Origin of the sequence: Sulfitobacter sp. JL08 (genome assembly GCF_003352045.1) — a bacterium.
Classification (GTDB): Bacteria; Pseudomonadota; Alphaproteobacteria; order Rhodobacterales; family Rhodobacteraceae; genus JL08.
On record NZ_CP025815.1, the window covers coordinates 767865 to 786196 of the forward strand.

Here is an 18332-nt window from a genome sequence, read left to right on the forward strand (position 1 = left end):
CCATGTCCAGCCATGCCACGCCGATCCCGATGACCTCTGCCGCCTGCGGTCCGCTGACGGGTGTGGCCGATGTGCCGGGCGACAAATCCATTTCCCACCGGTCGCTGATCCTTGGGGCGATGGCGGTGGGCGAAACCCGGATTTCCGGCCTGCTTGAAGGCGAAGATGTGCTGGATACCGCCGCCGCGATGCGCGCCTTCGGGGCCGAAGTGACCGATCTGGGCCATGGCAACTGGTCGGTGCATGGCGTTGGCGTGGGTGGGTTTGCCGAGCCGGACCGGGTGATTGACTGCGGTAATTCTGGCACCAGCGTGCGCCTGATCATGGGTTCGATGGCAACGTGCCCGATCACCGCAACCTTTTCCGGCGATGCCAGTCTGAACAAACGCCCCATGGCGCGTGTGACCGATCCGATTGCCCTGTTCGGTGCGGTGTCTGTCGGGCGTTCGGGCGGGCGGTTGCCGATGACGATTGTCGGCGCGGCCAATCCTGTGCCGGTGCGCTATACCGTGCCGATGCCGTCGGCGCAGGTGAAGTCGGCGGTGCTGCTGGCGGGGCTGAATGCGCCGGGCCAGACCGTCGTGATCGAAAAAGAAGCCACGCGCGATCACACCGAACGTATGCTGGCAGGTTTCGGCGCCGAGATCACAACCGAAGTCACCGAAGAAGGCCGCGTGATCACCCTGACCGGGCAACCCGAACTGCAACCGCAAACCATTACCGTACCGCGTGATCCGTCCAGCGCGGCGTTTCCGGTCTGTGCAGCACTGATCGTGCCGGGGTCGGACGTTCTGATCCCCAATATCGGTCTGAACCCGACGCGCGCGGGCCTGTTCATCACCCTGCGCGACATGGGCGCCGATCTGACCTATGAAAACGAACGCCTTGAAGGCGGCGAACCCGTCGCCGACCTGCGCGCGCGCTATTCGCCGGATATGAAAGGCATCGCCGTGCCGCCCGAACGCGCGGCCAGCATGATCGACGAATACCCGATCCTGTCTGTCGTGGCGGCCTTTGCGCAGGGCGACACCGAAATGCGCGGCGTCAAGGAATTGCGGGTCAAGGAAAGCGACCGGATCGATGCCATGGCCACCGGCCTGCGCGCCTGCGGCGTCACCGTTGAAGACGGACCCGATTGGTGGGTGGTGACCGGCGGCAAAACCGTTGAGGGCGGCGCGCGTTGTGCCAGCCATCTGGATCACCGGATTGCCATGTCGTTCATGGTGCTGGGCATGGCCACAGAGCAACCCGTGCAACTGGATGACGGATCGCCGATTGCCACGTCCTTTCCGATATTCGAACCACTTATGGCCCGGTTGGGCGCGCAGATCACGCGCGATCCGGGATGAGCTTTACCGTCGCCATCGACGGCCCTGCCGCTGCCGGCAAGGGCACGATTTCCAAGGCAGTCGCCGCGCATTTCCGCTTTGCCCATCTGGATACCGGTCTGTTGTACCGTGCAGTCGGGGCCAAAACGCTGGACGGGGCCGACCCGGTCGAGGCGGCGCGCAACCTTGATCCGGTCGATCTGGAAAATGCCCGCCTGCGCACCCCCGATGTGGCACAGGCCGCCAGCCGTGTCGCGGTGTTGCCCGATGTGCGCGCCGCGCTGACCGATTTCCAGCGCAGTTTCGCCCGCCGTCCGGGTGGTGCGGTACTGGACGGGCGCGACATCGGCACGGTCATCTGCCCTGAGGCCGAGGTGAAACTGTTTGTCACTGCCAGCGCCGAAGTGCGCGCGCGCCGCCGTTATGACGAACTGCTGGCCAAGGGCCACGAGGTGACGCTGGAGGCTGTTCTGGCCGATGTGCAAAGCCGCGATGCGCGCGACAGCGACCGCGCCACAGCCCCCCTGATCCCTGCTGATGGGGCAGTTGTTCTTGATACGTCCGAGCTGAGCATTGACGAAGCTGTCGCCACTGCGATTGCAGCCGTGCAGGCGACCAGAGCGATTTAGAACCGCATCAACATACGCCCTACACTTTGCGATGACACATCGTGGATCGCACCGTTCATTGAAACCACGACAAAGGAAAAAGTGAAAAAGCCGCGCGCCCGGCTGGTTCCCGAACGCGCGACCATTGTTTCAGACGGGTTACTGCATACCCTTGCTCATGAAATCTTCGACGATATTGGACATATTGAACGAAGTTCCGCCCTGCACCGGCGGGTACTCGGCCAGCGTTTGCAGGTGCTGGCCCATCAACACGCCCATCGGCTGGATCAACCACGATACTTTTTGCATCAGATGCCCGTAGGCGTCTGTGGTGTCATAGCTTTCGAACGGATCCTGACGGATGTTAAAGACCAGGGGCACCGTGCGCGGCACGACGTTGGCATAATAGTCTTCCTTGGTCGAGAAATGGGACTTCCACGGCCCCATTCGCACCGCTGTCATGATGCTTTCATAATAGTGAAAGATATGCGTGCGGTTTGTGTTGTCCTGTTCGCCCTTCCAGTACGCAAGGTTGTTGATACCGTCGATGAACTGGTCGTCCTCTTGCAGCACTTTTGCGGCCACGTCCTCGATACCGGCAGCAGCGGCCAGTGTCGTGAACATGTCCTGATGCGCCTGCATCCCGTTCAGTGTTGTCCGTTCGGGCAAAATACCGGGCCAGCGGATCATCGAAGGCACGCGCACGCCGCCTTCATAGGTTGTCATCTTTTCGCCGCGGAACGGGGTTGTGGCCCCGTGTGGCCAGGATGAATGTTCCGGCCCGTTATCGGTGGAATACCAGACGATTGTGTTGTCGCTCAGTCCGCGTTCGTCAAGCCAGTCAAGCACCAGACCGATATCATGGTCGTGTTGCAACATGCCTGATCCATGCATGTCGGCCTCGGATGTGAACTCTTCCGCGGCATAGCGCCATTCTTCGTTCAGACGGGTGTAAAGATGCATCCGGCTGGTGTTGAGCCAGACAAAAAACGGCTCGTTCGCCTCTTGTGCGTTGGCCATGAATTGCTTGGCCAACGGAATAACCTCGGCTTCGTCAAACATTTTCATCCGCTCTTGCGTCAGCGGGCCGGTATCTTCGATGGTCTGGTTGCCGACCACGCCGAAACGGGGGTGCTCGGTTTCGTCAAACGTGTCGGTTGCAAAGCTGTGGATCACGCCGCGCGTTCCGAACCGTTCTTCATATGCCTCAAGCGAACCGGCAAATTGTTCCCCGGAGCGCTGATAGTCGCGCTGTTCGGATTCTTCCTGCGTGTTCAGGTGATAAAGGTTGCCAAAAAACTCATCAAACCCGTGTACAGTGGGCAGATGTTCGTTGCGGTCCCCCAGATGGTTCTTGCCGAAATGGCCGGTCCGATAGCCGATATCCTTCAGTTCTTCGGACAAAGTAGGCGACGCCGCCTGAAGCCCAAGCGGCGATCCCGGCTGCCCCACTGTCGTCATGCCGGACCGGATCGGATACTGGCCCGTGATGAACGCCGCGCGTCCTGCTGTGCAACTGGGCTGGGCATAGTGATCGGTAAACCGGATGCCTTCATTGGCGATCCGGTCGATATTGGGGGTGGTATAACCCATCGTTCCGGCCCCGTAGGCAGACAGGTTCTGCCAGCCGATATCATCCCCCCAGATCACCAGGATATTGGGGCGCGACGTATCCTGTGCCGACGCAAACCCGGCACAGAACATGGTGATGCAACATGCAGAAATTGTAACAGATTTATAAAAAATTTTGGCATACCCTCCTGTTTCGAAAATATAATATTGGGATGATAGATTGATCCTGCCTGCTTTCAAGTCAGGATTGTATGAAATTATTGTGGCGCAACCATGCGTCTGGCTAACCGGTGGCTTTGGGTCGTGCGTTCAGCGCCAGTATCTTGGTTTTGAGATCCTGCGCGATGCCCATTTCGATCGCTTCAGCCAGTTCCGGCGCGACGACGCGCATTTTGCGGATTTCATATGTCGGGATCATCCAGTAGCGCGACGGCGCGGCAACCACCGCCGTGGCGGACGCGTTGCTGTTGTCCAGCAGGGACATTTCGCCGATGAAGTTGCCCGGACCACAGGTGCCGACCTTGTGACCATCGCACATGATATCAACCTGTCCGGACAGCAGGTACACCAGAAAGCGCACCGGCCGGTTCTGCCGGGTCAGTTCGGTGCCCGCTGTGCCATCGGCCCAGAACCCCATGTTCAGGATCGCGCGCGCAAAATGCGGGTCCAGCCGCGACAGGCGTGCATTGACCAGCGCCTGTTCGTCCGCGTTGAATCTTGTGCGTCGGTTCTTGTTCCAGATCAGGGCGATCTGCACCACGTTGACCGTAACCAGCAGCGTTTCCCAGAATACGCCGATCGGATCCTTGAGCCAGATCGTATCATAGGTGATGGCCACGAGGGCCGAGGCGATCACCAGTATGCGCAACCGGGTGATATCGCGCATCAGCATCGATGCGACCAGCAACAGATAAGACGTGTGCCCGACAAGCCCGCCCGTCGAAAACGCCGATTCCAGTGTAAGTTCCATTCAGGCGTCTCCGTTTGAACTGTGCAAAACGCTACAGCGCAAAGCGGTTTCGATCCAGCCGCTTAGGCGATGCGGGCAAAATGCCTCACCAAAGTGTGGTTTGGGATTGAACCGTCGGCAGGCTAGGGTGAATTGCGAAACCACGGCGAAAGGATAGATCATGCGCACCCTTATTCTGGCGCTGCTGTTTGCGGGGGGCGTTGCGCGCCTTGCGCAGGCGCAAGAGGACGCCCCGACCACGGAACCACCGATGACGCTGGACCGTATGGCGCAGATCGTGATGGCGCTTGATCCCGAAGCAAAACAGATGGGGCCCGCGTTCGAGTTGTCGATAGACGATGTGCCGATCCTGATCATCACCGATCCGCGCGCCGACCGGATGCGCGCGATGGTGCCGATCCGTCTGGCCGAAGATATTGATGCGGCGGAATGGCAGCGCCTGATGCAGGCCAATTTCGACAGCGCGCTGGATGCGCGATATGCCGTGGCGCAGGGGCGTTTGTGGGCGGTTTTCATCCACCCGTTGTCGCCGCTGGAGCGGGATCAGTTCATTTCGGGCATCGGCCAGACGGTGAATGTCGCCCAGACCCCAGACCTATGGATCGCTTTACACCGGCGGGGCGATGCAGTTCGGGGGCGGCGATTCCGTTCCGTTACAGCGCCAGCTGATCGACCGGTTGTTGGAAAAGGGCGAAGAAATCTAGGGCACGCCTGGGCCGCTATTGGCCCGGATCGATCCCTTCGACACTGACAAGCCGGGCGGAACTGCACGCATCACGGATTGATTTGAGACCCTGATAGGTTGCGCTGTTGTAGAAACTCTCGAAATGCGCGACCGAAGGGAATTCAAGCAGCACGATCCGGCGCGGCTCCCAATCGCCCTCATAAACCTTGTGCGCCCCGCCGCGTGACAGATATTTCGCACCTGCCGCTTCAAGCGCGGGTTTCACGCCAAGCATAAAGCTTTGATATTGCTCGGCATCGTGGATTTCGACGTCAAAAATCGCATAGGCTGCCATGGCGTGTCTTTCCGGCTTGGTCGGGTTGAACTGAGTCGGCACCAGAGTGCGGGTTTCGAAATCACTCTGGCGTGGTGCTGGTCTTCAGGAACGCGATCAGGTCGGCGCGGTCGGCGGCGGATGTGATGCGTTGCAGCGGCATTTTCGATCCGGGAATATAATCATCGGGGCCGTGATCGAACAGCAGATCAATGGTGGTTTCGGACCAGATGATATCCGAGGTTTTCAGCGTGTCCGAATAGGAATACCCGTCGATCGTACCGGCGGGGCGCCCGAACACCTGATACAGTGTCGGCCCGGCGCGGCGTTCGCTGTCGGGGCCCAGCGTGTGGCAGATCGAACATTTGCGCTGGAACTGGCGTTCGCCATTGCTCATTTCTTCGGGCGGGGTCTGATAGCTGCGTTGCCCGGCGGCCATCTGGTTGGCCTTGACCATATTGTTCACCGGCCAGCTGTACATCGCATTGTCCAGCCCGCCCGCGTGGATGTTCTGCCCGTCCGGTGAAAATGCCAGCGCCCAGACCGGCCCGCTGGTCGAGGCCTGGAAATCATCCGCGACCCGCCAGTTTTCCGTATCGACCATCATGATATAGCCCTGACCATCGCCCACCGCGATCCGCGCGGTTCCGGCGTGCTGGGCCAGTGCCAGTATCGGGCGGTGACCCAGCGTGAAATCGCCCAGAACTTCTCCGTCTGGCAGGGACAGCACGCGGGTGCCGCCATCAACTGCGCCATAGGCGATCCAGTTGTCATCAGGGGCCAGTTCGATCGCATTGATGCCGAACCCGTGTTCCACCAGCAGCCGTTCCACCGCGCCTGTCGCCGTGTTCCACACCCGCAACGTGCCATCGCCGGACGCGGTAATCAGCTGTGTGCCGTCGCCTGAAAACACGACATCGTTCACGATATTGCCGTGGCCGCGCATTTCCACCGGTGGCGCATCGCCCTTTAGCGGCCAGACCCGCGCGGTTCTGTCCCAGCTGGCCGAGGCCACGTATTTACCATCCGGTGACACCGCCAGTTGCAGGATCTTCGCTGCATGCCGCCCCAAGAGCCGCGAGGTGCCTGCCGCGCTGTCCCACAGGCGAATGGAATAATCATCCCCCGCCGAAACCACCCTGCCATCGCCCAGATAGACAACCGCATTCACCGCCGCATCATGCCCGTCCAGCCATGTCGGCGCCCCGTTGCGCCACAGCCCGACGGTGTTGTCAAAACTGGCCGTCAGGATCGTACCGTCACCGGCCGCCGCGATGCCCTTGATCGGGCCGCCATGGCCCTTGAGGGTATAGAATTCCTGCGCCCCGGCGTGCCCCGAAGCGGCGAATAGAAACAATGCCGCGCCACATATGGCGCGCCAGCCCGGTAACGCAGGCCGGAACCGTGCCTGCGGCGGGATATTTGCATCTGCTTTGGTCACATTACCATCAAGTGGACTGCCCGAACCTGAACCTGCGTAACAACGCCAGTAACGCCAGATATTACATCAAGTTCCGGCTTCGGTCTATCGGTTGCAAACACAGACGGCGCGGCCCTGCCTGTCGCGGCGCTGCGCTGGTGTATTCACCCGCCGATCCTTGTGCCGGCGCAACCTGGCCAACATGGCCGAACCCCCTTGCCAACAAGGCAAAGCTGACCTATACCCCGCCTCGTCTAAGCGGCGGTCCAGATCGCAGACATATATGAGCAGGGTCGGGGGAATACGCCGGCCCTTCGTTTATTTGGACCAAAGCCCGTGACCAACTGAAACCCAAAGACCGGCGGAGACAACCGTTCGGCCCGTATAAACGCTAGATTAGGAAACCAGAGACCACATGGCTCAATCAACATCTATGGACGAATTCGAAGCCCTTTTGAACGAAAGCTTCGAAATGGACACACCCGAAGAAGGGTCTGTCGTTAAAGGCAAGGTCATCGCGATCGAAGCGGGACAAGCCATCATCGACGTCGGCTACAAAATGGAAGGCCGCGTTGAACTTAAAGAATTCGCAAATCCCGGGGAAGCTCCTGAAATCGCCGTTGGCGACGAAGTAGAAGTGTTCCTGCGTCAGGTCGAGAACGCGCGCGGCGAAGCCGTTATTTCGCGTGAAATGGCCCGCCGCGAAGAAGCCTGGGACCGTCTGGAAAAAGCCTACGAAAAAGAAGAGCGTGTCGAAGGCGCGATCTTTGGTCGTGTCAAAGGCGGCTTTACAGTCGATCTGGGCGGGGCGGTTGCGTTCCTTCCCGGTTCGCAGGTCGATGTGCGCCCGGTGCGCGATGCCGGCCCGCTGATGGGTCTGAAGCAGCCGTTCCAGGTTCTGAAAATGGACCGCCGCCGTGGCAACATCGTTGTGTCGCGTCGTGCCATCCTTGAAGAATCCCGTGCCGAACAGCGCGCCGAAGTCATCGGCAACCTGACCGAAGGCCAGGAAGTCGACGGTGTGGTCAAGAACATCACCGAATACGGTGCGTTCGTTGATCTGGGCGGTGTTGACGGCCTGCTGCACGTTACCGACATGGCATGGCGCCGTGTGAACCACCCGTCGGAAATTCTGACAATCGGTGAAACGATCAAGGTGCAGGTCATCAAGATCAACAAGGAAACCCACCGGATTTCCCTTGGTATGAAGCAGTTGCAGGAAGATCCTTGGGATCTGGTGGCTGGCAAGTACCCGCTGGGATCGACCCACACAGGCCGCGTGACCAACATCACCGACTACGGTGCGTTTGTTGAGCTGGAACCCGGTGTCGAAGGTCTGGTGCACGTTTCGGAAATGTCGTGGACCAAGAAAAACGTACATCCCGGCAAGATCGTTTCGACCAGCCAGGAAGTCGAAGTCATGGTTCTGGAAATCGACAGCGCCAAGCGCCGCGTTTCCCTGGGTCTGAAACAGACACAGCGCAACCCGTGGGAAGTGTTTGCAGAAACCCACCCCGAGGGCACCGAAGTCGAAGGCGAAGTCAAGAACATCACCGAATTCGGTCTGTTCATCGGTCTCGAAGGCGACATCGACGGCATGGTTCACCTGTCCGACCTGAGCTGGGACGAGCGCGGCGAAGACGCGATCCAGTCCTATCACAAGGGCGACATGGTGCAGGCGGTCGTGTCCGAAGTGGATGTGGAAAAAGAACGCATTTCACTGTCGGTCAAAGCCTTGGGCGGTGACAAGTTCGCAGAAGCGGTGGGCGGCGTGAAACGCGGATCGATCGTGACCGTGACAGTAACGTCGATCGAAGATGGCGGCATCGAAGTGGAATATGAAGGCATGAAATCCTTCATCCGCCGCTCTGACCTGTCGCGTGATCGTGCCGAACAGCGCCCCGAGCGGTTCAGCGTGGGTGACAAGGTTGATGTGCGCATCACCAATGTCGACGCGAAAACCCGCCGTCTGGGCGTGTCGATTAAGGCGCGCGAGATTGCAGAGGAAAAAGAAGCTGTCCAGCAATACGGCAGCTCGGATTCCGGCGCATCGCTGGGCGACATTCTGGGCGCGGCCCTGAAGGGCGACGAATAAGACCTGACGCCATTCCGGCGTTGAGTGATACGGCCCCGCACATCGCGTGCGGGGCCGTTTTTTATCGCGAATCGTTTTGGTCAAAAACGGTGGCGCCGCAACGCGGCATTCAACAATCGGTGCCCAACTTGGCGCTTTGATGCCTTCACATGGTAGAATGTGACCGGATTTCACGCGTATAAGGCATTATTTTTGCTACATTATCGTGCTTATTGTTTCCGCGGCGCAGGTTTGTTCCTATAGTTTGAAAGAACTCGGAACGAAAAAAAGAAACTACACCTCGGGGGGACCAACCGATGATCCGGTCGGAACTGATTCAAAAAATTGCAGACGACAACCCGCACTTGTACCAACGGGATGTCGAACGAATTGTGAACACGATCTTTGACGAGATCACCAATGCAATGGCACGGGGCGATCGTGTCGAACTGCGCGGTTTCGGCGCGTTCTCTGTCAAGAAACGCGATGCGCGCGTCGGGCGCAATCCGCGCACTGGCGAAACAGTGCAGGTCGAGGAAAAACACGTGCCGTTCTTCAAGACCGGAAAACTGCTGCGTGACCGTCTGAACGGAAAGTAAAACAGGTAATGCGCTATATCCGCTATGCGTTTCTGGCCACTCTGGCCATTGTTCTTGTCTGCCTTGCGCTGGCCAATCGTACGCACGTCACGGTCAGCACGATGCCCGAAGGCCTGCCCGATCCGCTGGGATTGCGCCACAGTGTCGATCTGCCGCTGTTTGTCATCATTTTCGGCGGCATCGTGGCGGGGCTGATCATCGGATTTGTCTGGGAATGGATGCGCGAATACAAACACCGCGCCGAAGCGACACGCAAATCACGCGAGGTGCGCAAGCTGGAGCGTGAAGTGACCAAGTTGAAAGGCGAGAAGCACGAGGGTAAAGACGAGGTGCTTGCCCTGCTGGAAGACGCACGCTGACCCGCAACCGATCAAAGGCCACCTGACAGATGACATCCCGGATCCGCGTAAAATTGTGCGGCCTGACACTGCCGTCGGATATTGCCGTGGCGGCCAAATCGGGCGCGGCCTATATCGGGTTCAACTTTTTCCCCAAATCGCCGCGCTATGTCGATTTTCAAAAGGCGGCAGACCTTGCGGCCGCTGTGCCCGCTGGCATCTGCAAGGTTGCGCTGACGGTCAACGCGGACAATGCGATGCTGGATGCGCTGACGACGGCTGTACCTGTCGATATGTTGCAACTTCATGGCAGCGAAACGCCCGAGCGTGTGGCCGAGATCAAGGCGCGTTACGGTTTGCCGGTGATGAAGGTGATCGGCGTGGCCGATGCCGGTGATCTGGAGGCGCTGGATGTCTACAACCGTGTGGCCGATCAGATCATGGTGGATGCCAAGCCGCCAAAGATGGCCGAATTGCCGGGCGGCAACGGTCTGGCCTTTGACTGGCGCCTGATTGCCGGGCGCCGCTGGCCGGTGCCGTGGATGCTGGCCGGTGGTCTGACCGCTCAGAACGTCGCCGAAGCGATCCGGATGACAGGCGCTGTTCAGGTCGATGTTGCCTCGGGCATCGAAAGCGCGCCGGGGATCAAGGATCCTGCGAAAATCGTGGCGTTTCTGGACGCCGCGCACGCGGCATGAGCGTGGTGTTCAGGTTGGCCGGGGTGGCGGATGTGCCCGCGGTCGTGGCCCTGTTGCGCGATGACATGCTGGGGCAGGCGCGCGAAGGGCTGGACATGGACGACTACATTGCCGCCTTTCACCAGATGCAATCCGAAGGCCACAATCATCTGATTGTGGGCGAAAGTGATGGCCGGATCGTAGCGACCTATCAGCTGACATTCATTCGCGGCCTGTCCCTGCGCGCCGCGCGCCGCGCCCAGATCGAAAGCGTCCGGGTGGCGAGCGACATGCGCGGCCAACAGATCGGTGAGGCGCTGATTGGCGATGCCGAAAACCGCGCGCGTGCCGCCGGATGCAGCCTGATGCAACTGACAATGAACGCGTCGCGCACCGATAGTGCGCGCTTCTACCAACGCGTTGGGTTTACCCCTTCGCATATCGGGTATAAACGCGACCTGACGTGATCTGCGGAGGCCAAAATGGCAAATGATCTTTTCAATTCTTTCATGACGGGGCCGGATGAAAACGGCCGCTTTGGCGACTTTGGCGGGCGCTTTGTGTCCGAAACGCTGATGCCCCTGATCCTGAGCCTTGAGGAAGAATACGAAAAGGCCAAGACAGACGAAAGTTTCTGGGCGGAAATGAACGATCTGTGGACCCATTATGTGGGTCGCCCCAGCCCGCTTTATTTTGCCGAACGGCTGACCGATCATCTGGGCGGCGCCAAAATCTATATGAAGCGCGACGAGTTGAACCACACAGGCGCGCACAAGATCAACAACGTGCTGGGCCAGATCATTCTGGCGCGGCGCATGGGCAAGACCCGGATCATCGCGGAAACCGGTGCCGGCCAGCACGGCGTGGCCACCGCAACCGTCTGTGCGAAATTCGGGCTGAAATGCATCGTTTACATGGGCGCGCATGATGTCGAACGTCAGGCCCCCAACGTGTTCCGGATGAAACTGCTCGGGGCCGAGGTTGTGCCCGTCACATCGGGGCGCGGCACCCTCAAGGATGCGATGAACGATGCGCTGCGCGACTGGGTGACCAATGTGCGCGATACGTTTTATTGCATTGGCACGGTGGCCGGCCCGCATCCCTATCCCGCGATGGTGCGCGATTTCCAAAGCATCATCGGCAAGGAAGTGCGCGACCAGATGACAGCCGCCGAAGGCCGCTTTCCCGACACGCTGATCGCCGCGATTGGCGGCGGATCAAACGCGATGGGCCTGTTCTATCCGTTTCTGGATGACAAGGAGGTCGGCATTATCGGGGTCGAGGCCGGCGGCAAGGGCGTCAACGCCAAGATGGAACATTGCGCCTCCTTGACCGGTGGCCGCCCCGGCGTGCTGCACGGCAACCGCACCTATCTGTTGCAGGATGATGACGGGCAGATATTGGAAGGCTTCAGCATTTCCGCGGGTCTGGATTACCCCGGCATCGGGCCGGAACACGCCTGGCTGCACGATATCGGACGCGCGCAATATGTGTCGATCACCGATGTCGAGGCGCTCGCGGCGTTCCAGCTGTGCTGCACCATGGAAGGCATCATTCCCGCGCTGGAACCCAGCCACGCACTGGCCCACGTGATGAAGATCGCCCCCGACCTGCCCAGGGACCACCTGATCTGCATGAACATGTGCGGCCGCGGCGACAAGGATATCTTTACGGTCGCCCGTGCGCTGGGGTTTGAAATGGGCGAGTTTGCTTAGGGGGGTGTGAAACACGCCGGGTTTTGCGTCTGTCTAAGGTACGGTTGGACGCCCACCGTGAACAAGGGCTTTGAGGCGATGCTGTTGAGGCAGCGTACCGTACCGCGGGCTTGTCAGCCAACCACCCTCGGTTGACTGACGGACAGTCGCAAACATAGAAAACGCTACTCCTTCAATTCGATCATGATCACATGCGTGGGCGTGGCACCGACGTTTTCGCCGACATGGGTCTGCGAATTTGAGAATAGCACATCACCTGCGGCGAATTCCCGGATCATCGTCTTCCCGTCTGGAAGCGTGATCAGACGCTTAAACGGACTAACCGCGTAGAGCACGAAATCGGGGTGATCGTGTTCTTTTGTTATGTCGCCAGGCGCATCCAGGTACTCGAGGACACGAACCCGTTCATTTTCAAACCGGACACTGTATTTGTCGGCATCGGTTTGGATTGGATCGGCGGCATGGGCGACCGACGCACACAAAAGCAGGGCCGGAACTGAAACGATCTTTGTCATTGCGATGTTCCCTTGTTTGAGCGAGCAACTAAAATCCTGTGCCGTTGGTACAGAATTCTTTGATGCTCGCATTGGATTGAAACTGACCGGTCGACCGGTCTGAGAAGAACATACCGTATCGCTATGCGATCTGTGATATGCTATTTTGCGCAATGGTGCTGCAGTATCGCGGTACCGGCGCGCTCTTGGCACACCCATCATGTACGATTGGAACGACCTGAAACACCTGCTTGCTGTTGCGCGGCACGGCAGCACATTGGCTGCCGCGCGTTCACTTGGAGTCAACCAGTCAACCGTACAGCGACGCATTGCGGAGCTCGAACGCAAACTCGGTTGCGCGTTAGTCGAGCGCCATCAGAGTGGCTACCGCTTGACTCAACTGGGAGAACATCTGCAACCTTTCGCGGAAAGTGTCGCGTCAGCGGCGTCGGCATTCGAACACCACGCCAAATTAGAGGACACTTCAAAATCGGGCTTGCTGCGGCTGACCTGTCCTGAGCCGATCGCCGCCCGGCTAACCAACAGCGGGTTCACCAACCGTTTTCACACCGCGCATACAGATATACATATCGAGTTCGTCCTGAGCGACAGGTATGTCGATCTGTCGACGGGTGAGGCCGATGTAGCACTGAGGTCCGGCGATACCGAAGATGGCGTTCTGGTGGGGCGGAAAATTGCGGACTCGATCTGGGGTATCTATGCCAGTCGAACCTACGTTGCACGCGTGCGGGTGCCGCAGTCTATTGAAGATTTGGCGGCCCATCCGCTGATCGGATTCGACGAGAAGATGCAGAAACACCGTTTGTCCATCTGGCTTTCCCGGGTGGCACCCGATGCGCAATACGCAGCGCGCAGCAGCAGTGTTCTGGGTCTGGTTTCAGCCGCGAAATCCGGTGTCGGCATTGCCCCTCTGCCGGTTGCTTTAGGAGATGCCGAACCCGATTTGATACGTGTCATCAATCTCGTGCCGGAACTGACAAGGGCATGGCGCATTCTGTGTCATCCTAACGTTCGGCAAACCCGGCGCGTGGTATTATTTTTTGATTTCGTCCACGCTGAAATAGACAACCTTAAACCGGTATTGACTGGTTGACGAGTCGATGCTGAGTTTTGCCGACGTGGCAACTTGGAATTTGAAGCGTTAACTGGCCACGGCGCTGAAAAACCTCTCCGCATTGCAGATACTCCCGCAGGAATGGCGATGGGCTCTGCGCGCAGCGATGTAGCTACGGGCGGCACCCTGACAGGGGCAGGTTGACGGCGCGTGAGCGGACCGTGCGCTTAGCCCGCGCTGTACTGGCGCAACACCTCAAGCGGAACAATCGCCAGCGCGCGTTTGTGGGTCGCCGCCAGATTGACCTGCGGCGCGCAGCCTTCGTCATGTGCCTGAAGAAAGCGGCTGGCGCACAGGCACCACGCATCGCCGTCTTTCAGACCGGCAAAGCCGAATTCGGGGCGCGGTGTGCTTAAATCGTTGCCGACATATTTTGAAAAGGCCAGAAATTCCACCGTCATGATGGCGCACACGGTGTGCGAGCCCTGATCGGCGGCGCAGGTGTTGCAGTGGCCATCGCGGAAGAAACCGGTCATCGGGTCGGTGCCGCAGATCAGAAGCGGGCCGCCCAGTACGTTTATGCTGTCGTCCTTTTCCATGTCGTCCCCCCTAAAGGCTGTTTGCGATGGTGCGGAACATGGCGACATTGGCGTCATTCACACCGTCATCGCGAAAATTCCGGTCGGCCCCCGTGGTCGCGATAACCACGCCGCTGTTCTGGTTGACATAGACGTACTGGCCGTAAATTCCACGCCCCATGAATTCACCCATAGGCGCGCCCTTGGGCACCCACCACTGATAGCCATAGCCGATTGCGTCGGCTTTCGTCGGGGCGCTGGGCGCGGTTGACGCGGCAACCCAGTCGGCCGGAACGATCTGTTGCCCGTTATAGCGGCCGTTTTGCAGAAACATCTGGCCAAAGCGCGCATAATCCCGCGTGGTCAGGTTCAGGCCGCCCAGCACAAAGGCCGTGCCCGCGCCATCGGTGATGTAAAGCGGCGACTGTTCCAGCCCCAAGGGTGCAATCACCTTTTCCGACAGCAGATCGGGAATGGTGCGCCCGGTTGCCCCCCGGATCACCATGCCGATCACATGGGTATCAATCGAGACATACTGCCATTGCTGGCCGGGCGCGACAAAGGTCTCCGTCAGGTCGGCGGCAAAATCATCCATCCGCCCGCCAAGGGCCAGAACCCGCCCCATGCGGTTGATGTCGGAATTGAAGTCCAGATAATCCTCGTCAAAAGTGACGCCGCTGGCCATCTGCAACACATCCCGGATGGTCGCGCCGTCATAGGCACCACCTTTCAGCATCGGCGCGTATTGCGTCACCGGATCGTCAAGCGACGCGATCGCGCCTTCGTCCAGCAGAATGCCGAACAGGGCCGACACAAAGCTTTTGGCGACGGACCAGGATAAGCGACGGTCATCCGCCGTTGTACCCAGATAATATTCTTCGAACACGATCTGCCCGTCTTTCAAAACCAGCAGCGATGTGACGGCGCGGTCTTGCACCCAGCCGGTTACTGCATCGGGCAGGGTGGTTTCCGGGCCGTAGGGCAGATCGGTTGTTGCGCCGCTGCCGCGCGGCACCTCGACCGTCAGGAACGCGCTGTCCATCGTGCTGAAATTGGCCACGATCCTGTCCGCGCTGAACAGCGAATTCACCGCCATCAGGCGGGTGATTTCGTCTTTTTTCCAGACCCCGATAACAATCGCCGCCACAAGCAGCGAAAGCAGGATCCGGCCCAGCCATTTTCCGAATGTGCGCATCTGGTGTACTTTTCTCCAGTCGGTTTTCATGCACCAGAACATGGCGCGCCGGGCGGTGCAATCCCGTGTGCAGGCGCTAGGCCCCGGTGACGCGCCAATTGACCCAACGTCCGTGAAAATCCGCGCGCCCCAAAGCCAGCGTCACATCGCCGGGCCACAGACGCAAGGTAAGTGCGGCGCCGCCCGCACCGGCATCACCATCGTTTTCATAGGCCAGCCAGGCCAGCGGGGCGCGCGCGGTCACCTTCGCGCCGGCCGCTTCGATCAGAGCGCGCCCGCGTTCTGCGGCATCGGGCGGAAAATACTGCCACGCGATGGTGTGATAGATCAGGTGCAGGTGATCCGGCGGGGCCGTGTTCAGGCGCGTTTCCAGCCAGTCGATGGCATCTCCGCGATCCACGGTGGCGTTCTGAACCGCAATGGCGGCGCGGGTCAGGCGGGCGCGGTGGGGTTGATCAGGCCACAGATAGGCCATCAGCCGCAGGGCCTGATCGGGATCGTGCGCGTTGATCGGGTTCAGATCAACGCCGCGCCGCTCTGCCACATGCAGTGCGGCAGGTACGGGCATGTCACCCTGCCAGTCCGGGGTCAGCGTCAGCGGCGCATCCGGTGGCCCCAGATGCCCGCGTGCGGTGGTCAGCCCGTAGTGATCCCACATCAGGTTCAACCCGGCGCTTGCGCCCAGTTCGGATGTGACAAACGGCAAATCATGGCGTGCCGCCAGCCAGTGACCTGCGGCAATCAAAGGGGCGCTGCGGCGCACTTCGTTGGTTTGGGGGGCGCTTTTGATCCAGTCGAGCAGGAAAGGTTCATGATCGTGCAGGGTGGCCAGAACCTGCGCACCCAGAACATCGTCGGCAACCCGCTGCGGTGGATAGACCGCCGCAAGTGCGCTGGACCGGTTGGTCAGCACCAGCGCGTGCAACCCGCCGGCAATGCGCAGCGGCAGGGACGCGCCGTTGGGGCCAGGATCACCCGGCCAGCGGGAACATAACTGCCCCAGTTCGGTATCTTCCGGCCAATCCCGAGCCAGCAGGCGCAACACCCGCCCCATAAAGCCGGAGCCCAGATTTTCACACGAGGCCGCCTGACTGAGAAACGCGGCACGCAGGCTCATCGAAACCGATCGACCAGCCGTTGCAGGGCAGAGCGGGGTTCGGATGTATCCGCATCTGGTTCGGGCGTGGTTTTCGCAGGCGTCGCCTTTGCGTCGGGTGCGCTGTCCCCCTTGCCCGATGTGCTGGAGCGGGGCGGATTGACCCGCAAGGCCACGGCATTCATGAATTTGCCGCTGTCGCCTGCGGCAAGATGGGCCGCACCGTCCGACAGGCCGCGCAACACATCCTCAAGCCAGTCCTGATCTGCCTTGGCAAAATCATGCAGGACATAGCCGGGCACCCGGTCTTTGTGGCCGGGATGGCCGACGCCAAGCCGTACGCGTTGATAGGTGTCGCCGATATGCGCGTGCATGGACCGCAATCCGTTGTGCCCCGCATGGCCACCGCCGGATTTGACCCGCACCTTGCCCGGTGCCAGATCGATTTCGTCGTGCAGCACAATCACATCCTGCGGGTCCAGTTTGTAAAACCGCATTGCTTTGCCCACCGACTGGCCGGAATTGTTCATGAAGGTTTCAGGCTTTAGCAAAACCACCTTGTCGCTGCCAAAACGGCCCTCGCTGATAACGCCCTGAAATTTCGATTTCCAAGGGCCAAAGCCGTGATCTTCGGCAATCCGGTCCAGCGCCATGAACCCGATGTTATGCCGGTTGCCCGCATATTTTGGGCCGGGGTTGCCCAATCCGACGATAAGTTTCATAGCCCGCGCCTGCCTGTCTCCGGTTTGACCCTGTCATGCCCGTAAATGGCGGGATTTTCCAGTGGTCAAACAAAAAACGGAGCCCAGAGGCTCCGTTTTCATCTGTCATGTCTGTCGTCAGATCATTCGTCGGACTGTTGTGTCGCCTCGACTTCGTCTGCAGCGACTTCTTCGGCTTCGTCCTCGTCTTCGTTGTCAGACGCGCGCAGGCCGGATGGTGCTGCGATGTTTGCGATCACAAAGTCGCGGTCGATTGTCGGCTTTGCACCGGCGGGCAGCGTGATCGACGAAATCGTGATCGTGTCGCCCACATCCAGACCGGTCAGGTCTGCGGTCAGGCTTTCGGGGATGTCGCCCGCGGTCACCTTGAGTTCAACCTCGGGGCGCACAACCGTCAGAACGCCACCGCGTTTCAGGCCGGGGCACTGGTCTTCGTTTTCAAAGTTCACGTGAATGAACAGATTGATCTGGGTCGTGCGCTTCAGGCGCATCAGGTCCAGATGCGTCGGCAGGTCTTTTACAACATCACGCTGGACGTTGCGGCAGATCACGCGCACATCATCGTGGCCGTCCATTTTCAGGTTGAACAGCGTCGACAGAAAACGCCCCTGCTTCAGCTTTTTCAGCAGGGCGTTAAAAGGAACGTTGATTGCAACGGGGTCTGCGCCACCGCCATAAACAACTCCGGGAACCATCCCGTCGCGACGGGCCTGACGAGCGGCGCCCTTGCCTGTCCCCGTACGTTCCAGGACTTCAAGATCAGGGATCTCTCCAGCCATGTTAATCTCCAATTTGATAAGGGCGGGACTCCTCCAAGGCTGTAGCCCCGCGTGAAAGCGCGCGTATAGACGGGATTTGCGGTGTTGAAAAGAG

Annotated in this window: 20 protein-coding genes; 10 read left to right on the plus strand and 10 right to left on the minus strand. The window is 59.7% G+C overall.

What is annotated here, in order from left to right; all coding sequences use genetic code 11:
* Positions 1-2 precede the first annotated feature (2 nt).
* Both aroA and cmk read left to right on the plus strand, forming a co-directional pair.
* Complete coding sequence (aroA, locus tag C1J05_RS03895; RefSeq protein ID WP_114869114.1) at positions 3-1349, plus strand: 3-phosphoshikimate 1-carboxyvinyltransferase; 1347 nt, start codon at positions 3-5, stop codon at positions 1347-1349.
* Positions 1346-1957 (plus strand): (d)CMP kinase, encoded by a 612-nt coding sequence (gene cmk / locus C1J05_RS03900; RefSeq protein WP_114869115.1) that lies wholly within the window; start codon positions 1346-1348, stop codon positions 1955-1957. Before aroA ends, cmk begins: the two co-directional genes overlap by 4 nt.
* Positions 1958-2095: 138 nt before the next feature.
* Here the strand turns inward: cmk and C1J05_RS03905 are convergent, their stop codons facing one another.
* Both C1J05_RS03905 and C1J05_RS03910 read right to left on the minus strand, forming a co-directional pair.
* The gene (locus tag C1J05_RS03905; protein WP_114872095.1) at positions 2096-3640 is read right to left on the minus strand and encodes an arylsulfatase; all 1545 of its coding nucleotides are present in this window, start codon (positions 3638-3640) and stop codon (positions 2096-2098) included.
* A gap of 151 nt (positions 3641-3791) precedes the next feature.
* Positions 3792-4478, minus strand: coding sequence for a cyclic nucleotide-binding domain-containing protein (locus tag C1J05_RS03910; RefSeq protein WP_114869116.1), 687 nt, complete (start codon positions 4476-4478; stop codon positions 3792-3794).
* A gap of 160 nt (positions 4479-4638) precedes the next feature.
* Between C1J05_RS03910 and C1J05_RS03915 the strand changes: the two genes are divergently transcribed.
* A complete protein-coding gene (locus tag C1J05_RS03915) occupies positions 4639-5229 on the plus strand; it encodes a hypothetical protein (RefSeq protein ID WP_254684692.1) in 591 nt (196 codons plus the stop codon).
* On the opposite strand, the gene C1J05_RS03920 is transcribed toward C1J05_RS03915, so the two are convergent.
* A complete protein-coding gene (locus C1J05_RS03920; RefSeq protein WP_114869117.1) occupies positions 5198-5497 on the minus strand; it encodes a DUF1330 domain-containing protein in 300 nt (99 codons plus the stop codon). The two genes, C1J05_RS03915 and C1J05_RS03920, sit on opposite strands and share 32 nt — an antisense overlap.
* 61 nt (positions 5498-5558) lie before the next feature.
* Positions 5559-6917: a c-type cytochrome gene (locus tag C1J05_RS03925; protein WP_368073730.1), complete on the minus strand. Its 1359-nt coding sequence runs from the start codon at positions 6915-6917 to the stop codon at positions 5559-5561.
* 412 nt (positions 6918-7329) lie between these two features.
* On the opposite strand from C1J05_RS03925, the gene rpsA reads away from it, so the two are divergent.
* The 6 genes from rpsA (at position 7330) to trpB (ending at position 12299) form a co-directional block, all read left to right on the plus strand.
* Positions 7330-8991 carry a 30S ribosomal protein S1 gene (rpsA, locus tag C1J05_RS03930; protein WP_114869118.1) on the plus strand — a complete coding sequence of 554 codons (1662 nt, stop codon included), beginning with the start codon at positions 7330-7332 and terminating at the stop codon, positions 8989-8991.
* Between the two features lie 296 nt (positions 8992-9287).
* The gene (gene ihfB, locus C1J05_RS03935; RefSeq protein ID WP_114869119.1) at positions 9288-9569 is read left to right on the plus strand and encodes an integration host factor subunit beta; all 282 of its coding nucleotides are present in this window, start codon (positions 9288-9290) and stop codon (positions 9567-9569) included.
* A gap of 8 nt (positions 9570-9577) precedes the next feature.
* Complete coding sequence (locus tag C1J05_RS03940) at positions 9578-9928, plus strand: lipopolysaccharide assembly protein LapA domain-containing protein (protein ID WP_114869120.1); 351 nt, start codon at positions 9578-9580, stop codon at positions 9926-9928.
* A 29-nt stretch (positions 9929-9957) separates the two neighbouring features.
* On the plus strand, positions 9958-10605 hold the full coding sequence (locus C1J05_RS03945; protein ID WP_114869121.1) for a phosphoribosylanthranilate isomerase: 648 nt from the start codon (positions 9958-9960) through the stop codon (positions 10603-10605).
* Positions 10602-11051: a GNAT family N-acetyltransferase gene (locus tag C1J05_RS03950; RefSeq protein WP_114869122.1), complete on the plus strand. Its 450-nt coding sequence runs from the start codon at positions 10602-10604 to the stop codon at positions 11049-11051. The genes C1J05_RS03945 and C1J05_RS03950 overlap by 4 nt, the downstream gene beginning before the upstream one ends.
* A 15-nt stretch (positions 11052-11066) precedes the next feature.
* Entirely contained in the window at positions 11067-12299 is a 1233-nt protein-coding gene (gene trpB, locus C1J05_RS03955) for a tryptophan synthase subunit beta (RefSeq protein WP_114869123.1), read from the plus strand.
* Between the two features lie 164 nt (positions 12300-12463).
* Here the strand turns inward: trpB and C1J05_RS03960 are convergent, their stop codons facing one another.
* A complete protein-coding gene (locus C1J05_RS03960; protein WP_114869124.1) occupies positions 12464-12814 on the minus strand; it encodes a cytoplasmic protein in 351 nt (116 codons plus the stop codon).
* Positions 12815-13013: 199 nt separating this feature from the next.
* Between C1J05_RS03960 and C1J05_RS03965 the strand changes: the two genes are divergently transcribed.
* Positions 13014-13907, plus strand: coding sequence for a LysR family transcriptional regulator (locus C1J05_RS03965; protein ID WP_114869125.1), 894 nt, complete (start codon positions 13014-13016; stop codon positions 13905-13907).
* Between the two features lie 188 nt (positions 13908-14095).
* Here C1J05_RS03965 and C1J05_RS03970 read toward each other — a convergent pair whose 3' ends face one another.
* The 5 genes from C1J05_RS03970 to C1J05_RS03990 all read right to left on the minus strand — a co-directional run bounded on the left by C1J05_RS03970 (position 14096) and on the right by C1J05_RS03990 (position 18238).
* Complete coding sequence (locus C1J05_RS03970) at positions 14096-14467, minus strand: DUF2237 family protein (RefSeq protein WP_114869126.1); 372 nt, start codon at positions 14465-14467, stop codon at positions 14096-14098.
* Positions 14468-14477: 10 nt separating this feature from the next.
* On the minus strand, positions 14478-15641 hold the full coding sequence (locus C1J05_RS03975) for a serine hydrolase domain-containing protein (protein WP_114872097.1): 1164 nt from the start codon (positions 15639-15641) through the stop codon (positions 14478-14480).
* A gap of 76 nt (positions 15642-15717) precedes the next feature.
* Entirely contained in the window at positions 15718-16758 is a 1041-nt protein-coding gene (locus C1J05_RS03980) for a DUF2332 domain-containing protein (protein WP_114869127.1), read from the minus strand.
* Positions 16755-17459 carry an aminoacyl-tRNA hydrolase gene (gene pth, locus C1J05_RS03985; RefSeq protein ID WP_114869128.1) on the minus strand — a complete coding sequence of 235 codons (705 nt, stop codon included), beginning with the start codon at positions 17457-17459 and terminating at the stop codon, positions 16755-16757. Before pth ends, C1J05_RS03980 begins: the two co-directional genes overlap by 4 nt.
* A gap of 122 nt (positions 17460-17581) precedes the next feature.
* Positions 17582-18238 (minus strand): 50S ribosomal protein L25/general stress protein Ctc, encoded by a 657-nt coding sequence (locus tag C1J05_RS03990; RefSeq protein ID WP_114869129.1) that lies wholly within the window; start codon positions 18236-18238, stop codon positions 17582-17584.
* Positions 18239-18332: the final 94 nt, after the last annotated feature.

What these genes read in the sequence shown, in the direction of transcription:
- C1J05_RS03990 (WP_114869129.1), bottom strand. Translation starts at nt 18,238, where the DNA reads ATGGCTGGAGAGATCCCTGATCTTGAAGTCCTGGAACGTACGGGGACA.
- aroA (WP_114869114.1), top strand. Translation starts at nt 3, where the DNA reads ATGTCCAGCCATGCCACGCCGATCCCGATGACCTCTGCCGCCTGCGGT.
- C1J05_RS03970 (WP_114869126.1), bottom strand. Translation starts at nt 14,467, where the DNA reads ATGGAAAAGGACGACAGCATAAACGTACTGGGCGGCCCGCTTCTGATC.
- C1J05_RS03950 (WP_114869122.1), top strand. Translation starts at nt 10,602, where the DNA reads ATGAGCGTGGTGTTCAGGTTGGCCGGGGTGGCGGATGTGCCCGCGGTC.
- C1J05_RS03905 (WP_114872095.1), bottom strand. Translation starts at nt 3,640, where the DNA reads ATGTTCTGTGCCGGGTTTGCGTCGGCACAGGATACGTCGCGCCCCAAT.
- C1J05_RS03960 (WP_114869124.1), bottom strand. Translation starts at nt 12,814, where the DNA reads ATGACAAAGATCGTTTCAGTTCCGGCCCTGCTTTTGTGTGCGTCGGTC.
- C1J05_RS03945 (WP_114869121.1), top strand. Translation starts at nt 9,958, where the DNA reads ATGACATCCCGGATCCGCGTAAAATTGTGCGGCCTGACACTGCCGTCG.
- C1J05_RS03965 (WP_114869125.1), top strand. Translation starts at nt 13,014, where the DNA reads ATGTACGATTGGAACGACCTGAAACACCTGCTTGCTGTTGCGCGGCAC.
- pth (WP_114869128.1), bottom strand. Translation starts at nt 17,459, where the DNA reads ATGAAACTTATCGTCGGATTGGGCAACCCCGGCCCAAAATATGCGGGC.
- C1J05_RS03910 (WP_114869116.1), bottom strand. Translation starts at nt 4,478, where the DNA reads ATGGAACTTACACTGGAATCGGCGTTTTCGACGGGCGGGCTTGTCGGG.
- rpsA (WP_114869118.1), top strand. Translation starts at nt 7,330, where the DNA reads ATGGACGAATTCGAAGCCCTTTTGAACGAAAGCTTCGAAATGGACACA.
- trpB (WP_114869123.1), top strand. Translation starts at nt 11,067, where the DNA reads ATGGCAAATGATCTTTTCAATTCTTTCATGACGGGGCCGGATGAAAAC.
- C1J05_RS03915 (WP_254684692.1), top strand. Translation starts at nt 4,639, where the DNA reads ATGCGCACCCTTATTCTGGCGCTGCTGTTTGCGGGGGGCGTTGCGCGC.
- C1J05_RS03975 (WP_114872097.1), bottom strand. Translation starts at nt 15,641, where the DNA reads ATGCGCACATTCGGAAAATGGCTGGGCCGGATCCTGCTTTCGCTGCTT.
- C1J05_RS03940 (WP_114869120.1), top strand. Translation starts at nt 9,578, where the DNA reads ATGCGCTATATCCGCTATGCGTTTCTGGCCACTCTGGCCATTGTTCTT.
- C1J05_RS03920 (WP_114869117.1), bottom strand. Translation starts at nt 5,497, where the DNA reads ATGGCAGCCTATGCGATTTTTGACGTCGAAATCCACGATGCCGAGCAA.
- cmk (WP_114869115.1), top strand. Translation starts at nt 1,346, where the DNA reads ATGAGCTTTACCGTCGCCATCGACGGCCCTGCCGCTGCCGGCAAGGGC.
- ihfB (WP_114869119.1), top strand. Translation starts at nt 9,288, where the DNA reads ATGATCCGGTCGGAACTGATTCAAAAAATTGCAGACGACAACCCGCAC.
- C1J05_RS03980 (WP_114869127.1), bottom strand. Translation starts at nt 16,758, where the DNA reads ATGAGCCTGCGTGCCGCGTTTCTCAGTCAGGCGGCCTCGTGTGAAAAT.